The organism is Ruminococcus sp. (assembly GCF_016287535.1).
GTDB lineage: Bacteria > Bacillota > Clostridia > Oscillospirales > Ruminococcaceae > Ruminococcus.
The window spans coordinates 15326-29205 of the sequence record NZ_JAEFAJ010000026.1; the positions used below are offsets into that span (position 1 = coordinate 15326).

Here is a 13880-nt window from a genome sequence, read left to right on the forward strand (position 1 = left end):
TGACGGCTGACATTGACATATCCCGGCTGCTGTGATATACTTAAATAAAATTTATACGACGAAAGGAAAAGCTATGGATTCCCCTGAGATACTTTATATGGTAGTCCCGTGCTATAACGAGCAGGAAGTGCTCAGAGAAACAGCGGAACAGCTTAAAACTAAATATACCGATCTTATCTCGTCAGGGCTCATATCAAATGAAAGCCGCATAGTTTTCGTAAACGACGGCTCATCGGACATGACCTGGGATTTAATCAAGGAGCTCCATGATACTTCTCCGCAGTTCTTCTCAGGCATCGACCTCGCTCACAACAGCGGTCACCAGAACGCGATACTCGCGGGTCTCATGACAGTCAAGGATATCTGCGATATGTGCATAACAATGGACGCAGACCTCCAGGACGATATAAACACCATAGACGAAATGGTAAAGAAATACTATGAGGGGAATCAGGTGGTATACGGCGTGAGAAGCGCAAGGGACGCGGATTCGTTCTTCAAGAAGTCCACCGCGAAAGGCTTTTACAGGTTCATGAGGGTAATGGGCGCGGACGTGGTCTACAATCACGCGGATTTCCGCCTTATGAGCAAAAGAGTCATGCAGGAGCTTTCAGGCTTTCGGGAAGTGAACCTGTTCCTCCGCGGCATGGTGCCGCTTATCGGCTTCAAGAACTGCAAGGTCTACTACGAGCGCCATGAGAGAGCCGCAGGCGAGAGCAAATACTCACTGAAACGTATGCTTGCCTTTGCGGTAAACGGTATAACCTCATTCAGCACCAAGCCGCTGAAACTCATAACCGCTCTCGGTCTTATAATGTCAGCTGCCAGCGTAGTTGCTTTCATATGGGTGTTTATCACAAAGATAGCCGGATTCACGGTACATGGCTGGTCAAGTACCATGTGTTCCATATGGCTGATCGGCGGTCTGCAGCTGTTCTGTCTCGGTATCATAGGCGAGTACATCGGCAAGATATACGCCGAGGTAAAGCAGCGGCCGCGGTACATCGTCGCGGAGTTCCTGAACGATGACGGCAAAACAGAAGAAAAATAACTTTAACGATAAGGAGTTTTTATTATGGACGCTATAATCAACAGTATAACCGGATTTATCTCACAATACTGGGCTATTATCTTATTTGTCATCGTACTGTTAATACTCATAAAGATCAAGCACAAGATAAAGAAAGCCATCTTTCTGGCAATACTTATCGGAGCTGCATTGTTCGCTTCCGGCGTGACATTTTTCAATTTTCAATAGAAATAAAAGGCAGCGCAGTTTATCTGCGCTGTTTTGTTATTTTTTATGAAAGGTATACACGGGCGAGCGGAATTCGTCCCTACATAAGTTTTACGTTGATTGCATTGTCTGGCACGGGCGCACAATGTACGCCCCTACAAATCTATGCACTAATCACTTGCGGACTGCCACAGGCAGCCCTACAGTCTAAGGACTAAAAGGTCTTGACATTTTACAGACAATGCGGTACAATATAATGTGACTATTAATAAATAAAAGCGAGGTTGCTCATTATGCTTAAAAACAATGAAAAAGTAATGGATAAGATCGTTGACCTTTGTAAATCAAAGGGCTTTGTATATCCCGGCTCCGAGATCTACGGCGGTCTTGCAAATACATGGGACTACGGTCCTCTCGGCGTTGAGCTCAAAAACAACATCAAGAGAGCATGGATGAAGAAATTCGTTCAGGAAAACAAGTACAACGTGGGTCTTGATTCAGCTATACTCATGAACCCTCAGACCTGGGTCGCTTCCGGACATATCGGCGGCTTCTCAGACCCCCTCATGGACTGTAAGGAGTGCAAGACCCGTCACCGTGCAGACAATCTCATCGAAGACTTCGACGGCACAAATGTTGCAGGCTGGTCAAACGAGCAGATGATGAACTACATAAAGGAAAAAGGCATCACCTGTCCTAACTGCGGCAAGCAGAACTTCACTGATATCCGCCAGTTCAACCTTATGTTCAAGACATTCCAGGGCGTTACCGAGGACAGCAAGTCCGAGCTCTATCTCCGTCCCGAAACTGCGCAGGGTATCTTCGTAAACTTCGCTAATATACAGAGAACTACACGTAAAAAAGTGCCCTTCGGCGTTGCTCAGGTGGGCAAGTCCTTCCGTAACGAGATAACTCCCGGAAACTTCATCTTCCGTGTACGTGAGTTCGAGCAGATGGAGCTTGAATTCTTCTGCAAGCCCGGCACTGACCTTGAGTGGTTCGACTACTGGAGAAGCTACTGCAAGAACTTCCTGCTCTCCCTCGGTCTTAAGGAGGAGAATATCCGTCTCCGCGACCACGACAAGGAGGAGCTCTGCTTCTACTCAAAGGCAACTACAGACTTCGAGTACCTCTTCCCCTTCGGCTGGGGCGAGCTCTGGGGTGTTGCCGACAGAACAGACTACGACCTCACACAGCATATCAACACAAGCGGAAAGTCTCTTGAATACTTTGACCCTGAGACCAACGAGAAATATATCCCCTACGTTATCGAGCCTTCACTGGGCGTAGAGAGACTCTTCCTCTCTGTAGTTACAGAGGCTTACGACGAGGAGGAGATAGTTTCCACAGACAAGGACGGCAACGAGAAGAAGGAAACAAGAACAGTTATGCACTTCCACCCTGCTCTTGCTCCTTTCAAGGCTGCGGTGCTTCCTCTCGTAAAGAAGCTCTCGCCCAAGGCTGAGGAGGTATACGATATGCTCTCAAAGAAGTTCATGGTGGACTTCGACGAGGCAGGCACTATCGGCAAGAGATACCGCCGTCAGGACGAGATAGGTACTCCCTTCTGCATCACTTACGATTTCGATACTCTCGAAAAGGACAACTGTGTAACAGTCCGTGACCGTGACACTATGCAGCAGGAAAGAGTAAATATCAACGACCTCGTTGATTACCTTGAAGCAAAAATGGTATTCTGAGAATAATAAAAAAGCCATAGTATCCTGTGTACTATGGCTTTTTAGTCAGGAGAGAAGCTATGCAGACATCAGAGAGCTTTACACTGAGCGCTCTTCTGTCCTTTTCGGGAGGACTTCAGGACGCATATACCTATAATATCAGAGGAAGGGTCTTTGCCAACGCCCAGACCGGAAACGTAGTGCTGATGAGCCAGAACTTCATGCTTGGAAAATTCGGCGCTGGTCTGCATTATTTATGTCCTCTTGTCTCGTTTGCCCTCGGCATATTCATAGCCGAGAGGATAGAAAACAGGTTCAAGGACAGCAAGTCTCTCCACTGGCGGCAGATAATCATACTCATAGAAATGATAGTCCTCACGGCTGTGGGATTTCTTCCCTCAGAGCTTGATATGCCGGCTAATATGCTGGTATCCTTCGCCTGTGCCATGCAGGTGCAGACCTTCCGGACGGTCAGGGGCTACGGCTATGCAAGCACCATGTGTATCGGCAACCTCAGAAGCGGTACGGAGAGCTTTTCCCAGTACCTGCGCGATAGGAACAGGGACGCATTGTTCAAGTCCCTGCATTTCTTCGGTATAATCCTGTTCTTTGCCATAGGCGCAGGCTTCGGCGGAGTAGTTTCTTCCATATTCGGCATAAGGACCATATGGATATCGGCTGTTCTTCTGCTGTTGGCAGCCGTTATGATGATACGGAAAAAAGTCGATATATGACAAAAGGACTGCAAGGGGAGCCCCCTCTGGCGGAACGTGGCATAAAATTACCGAGCCCATACTTTCAGGCCCGGTAACCCGCTTTTTCCGTTAAGAGAAGCTGACTAACAGCAGTCCTTTTTATGTTATAACATATCAACCGAGGTATTCCTCGATAACATCAAGCTCGCCGTAGGTGCGCAAAAGGGTATACCCCGTATTTTCAAGAACGGCGTTGACAAAGTCGTCCCGCTCCACACGGTCGGGACGGGCGTGTGAGGTGTCGTCAAGCTCTATAAGCGCAACTATAGCCGTTTCCTCATCTGCAAGGGCAAAGTCGATATGCTTTGCCTTTATTTTATTGAAGCACTCCATCCAGTATGGGTTCTCTTCCTTTGGCTTAGGCTCGATAAGATCGGCAAGCCGCACCTTTGTGTATATGCTCAGCCCGTACTCGTCCGCAAGAGGTTTGAGCCGCTTGTAAAACTCGTACTCCCTGTCGGTAAGGATAGTTTTCGCGGTAAACAGCTTGGTTATATCCGGTCTGCGGAGCCTCCTGTACAGCAATACAGCCAGCAGTATCCCGCACAGCAGAAGCAGCATGAAAAATAACTCGTTCTCTTTCATATCATTTATCCGAATGTATCTTCTCGGTCACTTTTCCGTTTTCATCTATTTCCGCAAGACTGTGTGTGAAAGCGCCTGCTCCGCCGCTTACAAAAAGCCTGCCGCTTACTGTGCAGACGCCCTCTATATAACCGGTGCCGTCAAGGTCTCCGGCGCTGAGTATCTTCTCTGTCCTGCCGTCCCTGTCCATAGCGCATACAGCCTCTGTGTTGGCATAATAGAGCCTGTCTCCGAAAAAGCAGTAGCTTTTGCAGCCCTTGTCGCTCAATATCTCCTCTGCCATGCCTGACAGGTCATTGCGGCAGAGACGCTGATCCTTTATGTAGTACAGTCTGTCACCGACGATATACGGACTTCCGCCTGAGCTGATATCCGTAAACACGCCGTTATCGCCTATGATGCGGATAAAATCGTTTATGCTCCTGTGATATGTGCAGATGAGCGACGTTTTTCCGCTTACCTCCGCTGTTCCGACGATACGGACATTGTTGTATTCCACATTGTATTCCTTGTCCGAGAGCTTTCCCGAATAGTCCATAGACTTTATGACAGTACCGCTGTCAGAGGGACAGGTGAAGTATATACTGTCCTCTGTAAAGTAGAAATCCTCACGTTCACGGGAGCTGTTTTCACTGACAGCCGTCTCCCTGCTGAGATTTTTACTCTTTCCGTCCCTGTACTCACATACTCCTTCACCGGGAACATAGTAATACAGCGTTTTTCCGTCGGTATAAAGCATCATGCTCTTCGCAGGCAGAGAGAGCTCCTCGGTATGACCCTTGCGGTCATCGCGGATATATACGTCCTCTTTGCCGTTCTGACCGTTTTTCCCCGAAACGTATACGTATGAACCGTCGTCCATTATATATACGAACTGAGGGCGGTTCATCGCCGCCTCCTCCGAGGGCTTTCCGAAGTCACCTGGGATCACCTTTTCCGGCTTTGTTGAGGGCTCCGCGGTAGTTATGACAGTCTCAGCCGTGGTAACAGCCTCAGTGGTAGTCACCTCTTCCGGCTCGCTGCGATAATCTGTATTATGATCCGAACAGGCTGTTACAAGGGAAGCGGCAATAAGCGCTCCCGCAGCAGCCGTGATAACTTTTTTTCTCATCAGTCGAATCTCTCGTCGATAACACGGGCAGTCTTCTTCATGCTTCTCGGAAGAACGCCTACCTCTACCACCTTTACTATAGGTGTGAAGCCTATCCTGCTCTTGACCTTTTCAGCTATCTTTTTGCTGAGGGCTTCAAAGTCCACATCACCTGTGGATTCAACGTAGATACGCATTGTATCCTTTCCGTCAAGGTGAGAGATACGTATCTGATATTCGCTGGATATCTCGCTGAAGGAGCCCAGTACCTCTTCTATCTGGCTGGGGAATACATTTACTCCCTTGATCTTCATCATGTCGTCGGTACGTCCCATGATAACGTCAATTCTCGGATAGCAGCGTCCGCACCTGCACTTGCCGGGAACTATCCTTGAAAGGTCGTGGGTCCTGTATCTGATAAGGGGAGCGCCCTCCTTCACGAGAGTAGTTATTACTATCTCGCCCATTTCGCCGTCAGGGACGTTCTCGCCTGTCTTGGGGTCGATTATCTCTATGTAGAGGAAGTCGTCCCAGTAATGCATGGGCTTTTCACCGGGGCAGTTGATACCGATTCCGGGACCGTATATCTCGGTGAGTCCGTAGATATCGAAAAGCTCTATGCCAAGCTCATTATGGATACGCTCACGCATCTTGTCGCTCCAGCGCTCCGAGCCGATAACGCCTTTTTTGAGGTGTATCTTGTCCTTGATACCCCTCTTCTGTATCTCCTCCGCGAGAAGAAGAGCGTAGGAAGAAGTGGAGCAGAGAACGGTGCTCTTCATAGCCTGCATCATCTCAAGCTGCTTGTCGGTGTTTCCGGGACCCATAGGTATTACCATTGCGCCCAGCTTCTCAGCGCCGTTCTGAAAGCCGATACCTGCTGTCCAGAGACCGTAGCCGGGAGTTATCTGTATCCTGTCCATATTCGTTATTCCCGCTGTCTCATAGCAGCGCTTGAACATGATAGCCCAGTCGTCAACGTCCTTGGCTGTGTAGGGGATAATTACAGGAGTACCTGTAGTTCCCGATGACGAGTGTATACGTACTATTTCCTCCTCTGGAGCAGTCATAAGTCCCAGCGGATAAGCGTCACGGAGGTCCTTCTTCTCCGAGAAGGGGAGCTTTGTGAAGTCCTCAGGAGTTTCAACATGAGTTATGCCTGCCTCTGCAAGCTTCTTTCCGTAAAAGCTGCCTGCCTCAACGAGAGCGCGGATACGGTCGTTGACGAGGTCGAGCTGTGCCTGTGTTATCTGCATTTTTATTCTTTCCTTTCAATTTCAGTTATCAGTTGTCAGAAAGCAGAAAGTAGTTTTTGTTACGTTCAGATAATTCTACTTTTTACTTTCTAATTTCTACTTTCTTATTGCTGAGAACTCAGCAATAGCGGAGCGCCTTGCTGTTAAGCTCCACGAACTGGGGCTTTACCGTCTTTTTCATGGTCTCCTCTATGTCGTCCACCGAGAAGGGCAGTACGCCGTTTCTGACCGAGGCGCCCAGCATTATCATATTCAGCACCTTGGGCGAGCCTAATTCCTCGCAGGCTTTTGTGCCGTCAACAAGAAGGAGATCCTTCTCATTGCGCCTGAGATACTCGATCATTTCCTGTCCTGTGTAGGAAGAGCCTTTAAGAGTTGCCGTAACAGGCATTATGGGGTGGGTATTCACAACCACCTGTCCGCCGTCCTTCAGGTAGGGCAGCATACGGACAGCCTCAGCAGGCTCGAAGCCGATTATTATATCAGCAGTCTTTTCCGGGAACATGGGACAGTAGATGTCGTCGCCCAGTCTCAGGAAGCTGAAAACGCTTCCGCCCTTCTGAGCCATACCGATAGTTTCGGCGCTCATTACCGGGATATCATGCTCCATAGCAGTTGCGGCTATGAGCTTAGAGGTAAGGACTATTCCCTGACCTCCTACGCCGCATATAAGGATATTACTCTGCATCTCCGCCGCCTCCTATTGCTCCGAAAGGACATACCTGCGAACAGAGTCCGCAGCCCGTACAGAGCGAATTTTCGATAGTGACCATGCCGTCCCTGAGTACGATGCCCGGACAGCCGAGAGAATTTATGCACTTTTTGCAGGTCACACATTTGTCCGGGTCTATAACTGCCGGTTTATTGCCCTTTATCAGAACAGCGCATGGCGACTTGAACACGATAGCCTTTAAGCCCTTTTCAGCGGCTACACGCTTTACCGTGTCGACTGCCTTATTAAGTTCAAGAGGATTTACAGTCTCCACTGTCTTTACGCCCACACCCTTGAGCACTTCCTGTATGCTCACCTTTTCGACTACCTCGCCCATCATTGTGCGCCCTGTGCCGGGGTGAGGCTGATGACCGGTCATTGCCGTGGTGGAGTTGTCAAGGACTACAAGGGTCATATCCGCCTGATTGTATACAGCGTTCACAGCTCCGGTTATAGCGGAGGCAAAGAACGTGGAGTCTCCCACAAATGCGAAACAGTTGGTATCAGGCTCTATCCTGCCGATACCCTGTGCTATGTTCACGCCTGCGCCCATGCAGAGGCAGGTATCAACCATATCGAGAGGCATTGCGTTTCCGAGGGTATAGCAGCCGATATCTCCGCAGAAAACGGACTTTTTGCCCTTCATCGCTTCCTTTACGGCGAAGAACGAGGCTCTGTGAGGACAGCCTGCACAAAGCACCGGCGGTCTTACGGGAAGCTCAGGTGGCGTTTCGGTCTCAGCTGCGGCAGGCTTCTCCCAGCCCATGAAATCGGCAATATTCGCAGCTACGGAAGCGCAGGTATTTTCGCCCGCGGTCTTTACGTTATGTGTGAGCTTGCCGAGTATCTTCGTATCCAGATGGTACTTTCCGCAGATATATATAAGCTCTCGCTCGATAATAGGGTCAAGCTCCTCGATACAGAGCACCTCGTCAAGTCCTTCGAGGAACTTCACCGCTGCCTGCTCCGGAAACGGGAAAGGCGTTGAAACCTTGAACACTCTCGGCGAGGACTTTCCGCGGAGAGCTTCCATAGTGTAAGTGTAGCTTATGCCGTGGGTTGCGATACCCTTCCGGCAGCCCTTATCGGCAGCCTCTGTGATGATGTTGCGCTTGTAGTCGGAGAATACCTGCGAGAGCTCGACATTTCTCTCCTCGATATGTATATGTGCGTTATAGGAAAGACGGGGGAAGATGACCCACTTTGAGGAGTCCTTCACAAAGCCCTCAGGCTTGTTTACCTTGTACTCGCTCTCGTCCTTTACTTCAATTGATGCGTAGCCGTGACAGACTCTTGTGGTAGGTCTGAAAAGTACGGGAGTATGGTTTTTTTCGGAATACTCGAAAGCCTCCTGTATCATTTCGTAGGCTTCCTGGACCGATGACGGGTCGAAGCAGGGAAGCTTTGAGTATGAAGCGAAATGACGGGTATCCTGCTCCGTCTGTGAGGATATGGGACCCGGATCGTCGGCAACAAGTATCACCATACCGCCCTTTACTCCGATATAGGCAAGGCTCATGAGCGGGTCCGAAGCCACATTGAGACCTACCTGCTTCATAGTCACCATTGAACGGGCTCCGCTGTATGCAGCGCCTGCTCCGAGTTCAAGAGCTGCCTTTTCGTTTACCGACCACTCAACATATACCGAACCATCGTTCATCTTTGCGGCAGTCTCAAGCACCTCTGTAGAAGGAGTACCGGGATAGCCCGAAACAACATTCAGACCTGCCGCGAGCGCTCCTCTTGCTATAGCGGCATTTCCCATCAAGAATTCCTTATGCATGATATCTCTCCTTTTCAATATCCCTCCGGCATGAGGATAATGCCATTAAACGGGACGTTCCTGATAAAATCCACATAAAAACATTATATCATTCTATATCTCCAATGTCAAAGGAAATAATCAAAAATCTCGGAAAAAATAAAAAGGACCGCACATGGCGATCCTTTTTGGTCATGTTGTAGCTTCCTCTTCGGGTTCAAGGAGAATATTCTCATCTGGGATATTTTCCGAAACGGCGTCAAAGTCATATTCCGTGAATGAATCAACCTTTTCCATCTTCAGCAGGAAGGGATATTCCTTGTTTTCGTTGTCAATGACAAGCTTGCCGTCCTTTAAGGTCAACGCGAAGCCCTCCATATCGTTCCACATGAAGAGCTGGGTCTTTTTCTCAGGTTCCCATTCATACAGCTGTTTTTCATTGAGTATATTCATCGAAGCAGTATTGTCCTTGTTCATTTCGAGCTGGAAGGACACATTTACAGGATAATCTCCGAGGCTTTCGGTGTATACCTCTTCACCCATAGTTATCTCGCAGGCTTCCCATTTTCCCATGAAGCGGCTGTAATCCACCTTGTCAAGACCTGCCTCAGTAGTCTTTTCAATGACAGTGAATTCGCTCACCGGCAGCAGGTAATAGATATCGGTCTCATCGCCCATATCCGCGTTCACCATTGTCATCTCACCCTGACTGACCGTACAGTCGAATTTGTCGTCGGGGCTCAGCAGGTGAAGGACATCGCTTCCGTTCTTGTCCGAGGTCACGCCCCATTTGTATTCAAGGCTCCTCTCCTTGCCGCGCGGATTCAGGTTATCAATATATTCCGCGGTATTATCTTCCTTTATGACAAGCTTTGCGATAGAGCTTATAGGATAGCCTGCATAGACTGTCTCGTATGTCTCTCCGTTGACCGAGACCTTGTATGCCTCCCACTTGCCGAGGAAAGGCGCTGCCGAATTATCAGTATTTTCGGAAGAAGCTTCCGTTGATGTTGCCTCCTCTGTGACAGCTTCCGTAGTTGGCTGAGGTGAGCTGCTTTTTTCATTCTTTTGGGTACAGCCGCAGAAAGTCCCCGCAAGCAGGACGGCTGAAATACAAAAACAAAAAATCTTTTTCATAAATACTCCTTTTGTTACTGCGTTATTCCGAAGTTCTGTATCACGCTTGCGGCGCTGTTGAGAGCTTCGGGGTCTATTTCCGTGAATTCTTCGACTTTTATAAGGTTGATAGACGAGCCACCCTCAATGATAGACAGCTTTCCGTCACTGTAATAGAGGTTCATAGTCTCGTCGGGGTCATTTCCGTTCAGGTCCTTGACCGTGAACAGAATGATATTTTCCTCTTTTTCCTTCCATTTTATCTCTTTGCCGGTATTTGCGTTCTGTATGATCTTATTGTCAACTGCCGACTGCCATACGACGCTGCCGTTATCCGCTATCTCAAATCTGAAAAGCGCTCCTATGGGGATACCGACGAACTTGTCGGTAGTCTCGCCGTTAAGGGTCATATTCTCCGCTTCCCACTTGCCGATATATTTCGGATCACGCTTTGCACCGCAGCCGGTCACGCATATGAGCATGATGACAGTCATTACAATTATTGCCGTTTTTTTCATATCCTGTCTCCCTTCCGTATAATGGTATTATACAGCATAAACCGCATAAAGTAAAGGCTTTTTTTGCTGAAAAAGGCTGCCGCATCACGCAGCAGCCTGTCAGGTCACTTGGTTTTTGTCTTGTAGAGCATCCATATAAGCTCAAGAACTCCCACTCCGATAAAGCCCAGCATAGTCTTCATGCTTGGCTTCTTGACCTTGAAGCGGGTTATAAAGGCAATGGCAATAACGAGCAGAGTTCCTCCGTATACCTCCGGGAACCATTCACCGATATCCTTATGGAAGCTGTATATCAGCGGAAGTATCAGTGACACGCTGGTGACCGGCAGTCCCTCGTAGACCTTGCGGTTCTCGGACGTCTTTGACTGTCTTTCCTCCTCAGCTACATTGAAGTAGGCGAGCCTTATCACAGCGCAAAGCGGAAAAAGCGCAAGTATAGGCAGATCTATCCAGTCCCGCATACCAACGGAATAGCCTATCAGCGCGGGAAGAACTCCGAAGCAGATAACATCGCACAGCGAATCTATCTGTATGCCGAATTTCTTTTCGCTTTCGGTGCGGTCTTTTTTTGTACGGGCGACCTTACCGTCAAACATATCACATAATCCCGATACCATAAGACAGATTATGGCATATTCGGGATGAGGTCTCATTCCGCCGAAGCCTGCTGCGAAGAACATACCCATTATCGACGAAATGAGGCTCAAATATGTAAGAATAACCGTATAGTTATAATATCCAATCATTTACTCAAACCTCGAATGATTTTTTGCTGCAATACATACCGTTGCGGTATAGAATACATTATACCATAAAGTATGTTTTTTTTCAAGTATTTTATATCATTTTAAAAATACCAAAATCTGCGCATATCCCGTTTGCGCAGTGAACCGTGCTTCCATGGCGGAGTTCCGGGCAGTGACCGCATCAGGCGGTCATCATAAATACGCAGACTTCCAGCTCACTCTCCCTTTTTCTTTCTTCCGCGCTTTGCGGGAGCCTTGGCAGCAGTTTTTCTGACGGCAGGCTTTTTCACAGCCTTTCCCACCGAGCTCTTTTCGAGGTTTACACGAAGCTGTTTCTGCTTTGTGCTTTTGTCCTCAAGACGCCTGTAAGCCTCTTCGTAGAAGTATTCCTGAGAATTCAGCGGCTTTTCGCGGCTTCGTCTCTCCCGGACGTACTCTCCGTCGCTGAGCATTATCCTTGCCTTGATGTTGTCGCGCATCATGGTGCGGAACATATCCCGGATACGCTTTTTCAGCCTTTCGTCCTCAACGGGAGCTGCCACCTCCACGCGGCGAACAGTATTCCTGCTCATGTAATCGGCTGAGCCGATATATATCTTCTGAGACCTGCCGTCCTTTCCGAATATGAAGATACGGCTGTGTTCGAGGAAGCGTCCCACTATGCTGCGTATGGATATATTATCGGTAAATCCAGGAACTCCGGCTATAAGGCAGCAGAGTCCGCGGACTATGAGCTCCACCTTTACGCCTGCCTGCGAAGCCTCTATCAGCTTCGCAATGACCGCAGGATCGTTGAGGGAATTTATCTTTGCGGCGATATAGCCGCTGCCGCCGTTCTCGGCAAGCTCTATCTGCTCGTCCATGAGCGCGAGGACCTGCGGTCTCAGCGCAAGGGGCGAAACAAGGAGCTTTCTTGTGTTTTCAATGTATGTGCCGTTGAGAAGAGACGCAAATACAGCCTCTGCGTCGGCAGCTATATCCCTGTCGGCGGTAAGGAGCATGAGATCGGTATAAAGGGCAGCTGTTTTTTCGTTATAGTTGCCCGTTCCTATCTGGGTAACGTAGTCATAGCCGCCGCCCTGAGCCTTTCTTGTGATGAGCAGCAGCTTTGAGTGCGCCTTGTACTCCTTGGGACCGTATATGACCTTTACGCCTGCCTCCTGAAGCTGCTTCGACCACTCGATATTGTTCTCCTCGTCAAAACGGGCGCGGAGCTCTATCATAACGAGTACCTCCTTGCCCTGCTCGGCAGCGGTACACAGAGCGTCTATGATCTTGCTGTTTCGTGCGAGACGGTAAAGGGTTATCTTTACGGAGACCACCTTCGGGTCGTTGGCAGACTCCTGCAAAAGCCTGATAAACGACAGATTTATGGACTCAAATGGATAGCTCAGAAGTATATCCTTCGACTTCACCTGCTGAAAAACAGGTCTTGTATCTGAAAGAGCCGCAGGCTTGCGCGGTGAGCGCGGCACATAGTGGAGCCGCGGATCAGTATCGTATTCCTGAAGGGTATAGAGGTACGAAAGGTCAAGGGGTATCCTTGATGTAAACACTCGGACGTTTTTCAGCTTGAGCTTCCTGCATATATAATCAAGGGCGTCGCGGCTGAAAACATCGGATATCTCAAGGCGCACGGGAGCAAGGCGCTGGCGCTTGTCAACAAGCTCCTCCATGCGTCTGCGGAACTCCGGACCTCTTCCGGAAGCCATTATATCGGCGCTCCTTGTAACTCTTATTAGGGCGCGGTCTATGACCTTGTAGTTCTTGAACATCTGATGCGCAAAACGGAGTATGACTTCCTCTTCAAGAATAAAGCGCTTTCCGTCGGGGCTGAGGTGGATTATCCTCTCAGAGCTGCTTGTATTGGCAGGGATAATGCCGATAGATACGCCCTTTTTCGCGCTGAGCTGCACAACCGCGTATATCTCCTTGTTCCTGAGGAACGGAAAGGGCAGGGCGTCATTGACGACTATTCCCGATATGAACGGCTTCAGCTCGCGTTTGAAGTACATTTCAAGGAAAGCCTGCTCTTCCTTTGTGGCTTTGTCGAAGCTTACGTGCTCGAAGCCGTATGCCGCGAGCTCGCTCATGGTCTTTTTCAGTGCTTCCTCTACAGAGGGCTGCATTCTGCGGACAGCCGTAAACACAGCGTCAAGCTGCTGAGAGGGCGTCATTCCGGAGAATTTGTCCTTTTTCCCGTCGTTTTCCTTTGCCTTGTCAGTCACAGAGCCTACACGGACCATGAAGAACTCGTCCAGATTGCTCTGATATATAGCCGAAAAAGACAGTCTTTCAAGAAGCGGAGTATCAGGGTCTGTCGCTTCCTCTAAGACTCTCTTGTTGAATTTAAGCCATGAAAGCTCCCGATTTTCGAGATATTCCATATATAGTCTCCAATCTTTTTTCAATACATGATTTCTG

Annotated in this window: 13 protein-coding genes; 4 read left to right on the plus strand and 9 right to left on the minus strand. The window is 48.9% G+C overall.

The genetic code is table 11. From position 1 onward, the window contains the following. The first annotated feature begins 73 nt into the window (after positions 1-73). From QZZ36_RS09845 to QZZ36_RS09860, 4 genes are all read left to right on the plus strand, one after another. Positions 74-1051: a glycosyltransferase family 2 protein gene (locus tag QZZ36_RS09845; RefSeq protein WP_295080812.1), complete on the plus strand. Its 978-nt coding sequence runs from the start codon at positions 74-76 to the stop codon at positions 1049-1051. A gap of 24 nt (positions 1052-1075) precedes the next feature. Beyond that, entirely contained in the window at positions 1076-1258 is a 183-nt protein-coding gene (locus tag QZZ36_RS09850; RefSeq protein WP_295080815.1) for a hypothetical protein, read from the plus strand. 272 nt (positions 1259-1530) lie between these two features. Further along, positions 1531-2937, plus strand: a complete 1407-nt coding sequence (locus QZZ36_RS09855; protein WP_295080817.1) for a glycine--tRNA ligase — start codon at positions 1531-1533, stop codon at positions 2935-2937. A 59-nt stretch (positions 2938-2996) separates the two neighbouring features. Further along, positions 2997-3650 (plus strand): YoaK family protein, encoded by a 654-nt coding sequence (locus QZZ36_RS09860; RefSeq protein ID WP_295080819.1) that lies wholly within the window; start codon positions 2997-2999, stop codon positions 3648-3650. A 135-nt stretch (positions 3651-3785) separates the two neighbouring features. On the opposite strand, the gene QZZ36_RS09865 is transcribed toward QZZ36_RS09860, so the two are convergent. From QZZ36_RS09865 to ppk1, 9 genes are all read right to left on the minus strand, one after another. After that, positions 3786-4256 carry a DUF2726 domain-containing protein gene (locus QZZ36_RS09865; RefSeq protein ID WP_295080822.1) on the minus strand — a complete coding sequence of 157 codons (471 nt, stop codon included), beginning with the start codon at positions 4254-4256 and terminating at the stop codon, positions 3786-3788. A gap of 1 nt (position 4257) precedes the next feature. Then, positions 4258-5367, minus strand: a complete 1110-nt coding sequence (locus QZZ36_RS09870) for a hypothetical protein (protein ID WP_295080825.1) — start codon at positions 5365-5367, stop codon at positions 4258-4260. Next, positions 5367-6602, minus strand: coding sequence for a phenylacetate--CoA ligase (locus QZZ36_RS09875; protein ID WP_295080829.1), 1236 nt, complete (start codon positions 6600-6602; stop codon positions 5367-5369). Before QZZ36_RS09875 ends, QZZ36_RS09870 begins: the two co-directional genes overlap by 1 nt. A gap of 118 nt (positions 6603-6720) precedes the next feature. Then, complete coding sequence (locus QZZ36_RS09880) at positions 6721-7290, minus strand: indolepyruvate oxidoreductase subunit beta (protein ID WP_295080831.1); 570 nt, start codon at positions 7288-7290, stop codon at positions 6721-6723. After that, positions 7280-9097, minus strand: coding sequence for an indolepyruvate ferredoxin oxidoreductase subunit alpha (gene iorA, locus QZZ36_RS09885; RefSeq protein ID WP_295080834.1), 1818 nt, complete (start codon positions 9095-9097; stop codon positions 7280-7282). The genes QZZ36_RS09880 and iorA overlap by 11 nt, the downstream gene beginning before the upstream one ends. 171 nt (positions 9098-9268) lie before the next feature. Further along, the gene (locus tag QZZ36_RS09890) at positions 9269-10213 is read right to left on the minus strand and encodes a hypothetical protein (RefSeq protein ID WP_295080837.1); all 945 of its coding nucleotides are present in this window, start codon (positions 10211-10213) and stop codon (positions 9269-9271) included. 14 nt (positions 10214-10227) lie between these two features. Continuing rightward, positions 10228-10710 carry a hypothetical protein gene (locus QZZ36_RS09895; RefSeq protein WP_295080840.1) on the minus strand — a complete coding sequence of 161 codons (483 nt, stop codon included), beginning with the start codon at positions 10708-10710 and terminating at the stop codon, positions 10228-10230. A 104-nt stretch (positions 10711-10814) separates the two neighbouring features. Continuing rightward, positions 10815-11456, minus strand: coding sequence for a CDP-alcohol phosphatidyltransferase family protein (locus QZZ36_RS09900; RefSeq protein ID WP_295080844.1), 642 nt, complete (start codon positions 11454-11456; stop codon positions 10815-10817). A 215-nt stretch (positions 11457-11671) separates the two neighbouring features. Further along, positions 11672-13843: a polyphosphate kinase 1 gene (gene ppk1, locus QZZ36_RS09905; RefSeq protein WP_295080848.1), complete on the minus strand. Its 2172-nt coding sequence runs from the start codon at positions 13841-13843 to the stop codon at positions 11672-11674. Between the last annotated feature and the right edge of the window lie 37 nt (positions 13844-13880).

Excerpts from the sequence above, each read along its gene's own strand:
- QZZ36_RS09875 (WP_295080829.1), bottom strand. The coding sequence starts at position 6,602 with ATGCAGATAACACAGGCACAGCTCGACCTCGTCAACGACCGTATCCGC.
- QZZ36_RS09850 (WP_295080815.1), top strand. The coding sequence starts at position 1,076 with ATGGACGCTATAATCAACAGTATAACCGGATTTATCTCACAATACTGG.
- QZZ36_RS09890 (WP_295080837.1), bottom strand. The coding sequence starts at position 10,213 with ATGAAAAAGATTTTTTGTTTTTGTATTTCAGCCGTCCTGCTTGCGGGG.
- iorA (WP_295080834.1), bottom strand. The coding sequence starts at position 9,097 with ATGCATAAGGAATTCTTGATGGGAAATGCCGCTATAGCAAGAGGAGCG.
- QZZ36_RS09855 (WP_295080817.1), top strand. The coding sequence starts at position 1,531 with ATGCTTAAAAACAATGAAAAAGTAATGGATAAGATCGTTGACCTTTGT.
- QZZ36_RS09870 (WP_295080825.1), bottom strand. The coding sequence starts at position 5,367 with ATGAGAAAAAAAGTTATCACGGCTGCTGCGGGAGCGCTTATTGCCGCT.
- QZZ36_RS09865 (WP_295080822.1), bottom strand. The coding sequence starts at position 4,256 with ATGAAAGAGAACGAGTTATTTTTCATGCTGCTTCTGCTGTGCGGGATA.
- ppk1 (WP_295080848.1), bottom strand. The coding sequence starts at position 13,843 with ATGGAATATCTCGAAAATCGGGAGCTTTCATGGCTTAAATTCAACAAG.
- QZZ36_RS09895 (WP_295080840.1), bottom strand. The coding sequence starts at position 10,710 with ATGAAAAAAACGGCAATAATTGTAATGACTGTCATCATGCTCATATGC.
- QZZ36_RS09860 (WP_295080819.1), top strand. The coding sequence starts at position 2,997 with ATGCAGACATCAGAGAGCTTTACACTGAGCGCTCTTCTGTCCTTTTCG.
- QZZ36_RS09845 (WP_295080812.1), top strand. The coding sequence starts at position 74 with ATGGATTCCCCTGAGATACTTTATATGGTAGTCCCGTGCTATAACGAG.
- QZZ36_RS09880 (WP_295080831.1), bottom strand. The coding sequence starts at position 7,290 with ATGCAGAGTAATATCCTTATATGCGGCGTAGGAGGTCAGGGAATAGTC.
- QZZ36_RS09900 (WP_295080844.1), bottom strand. The coding sequence starts at position 11,456 with ATGATTGGATATTATAACTATACGGTTATTCTTACATATTTGAGCCTC.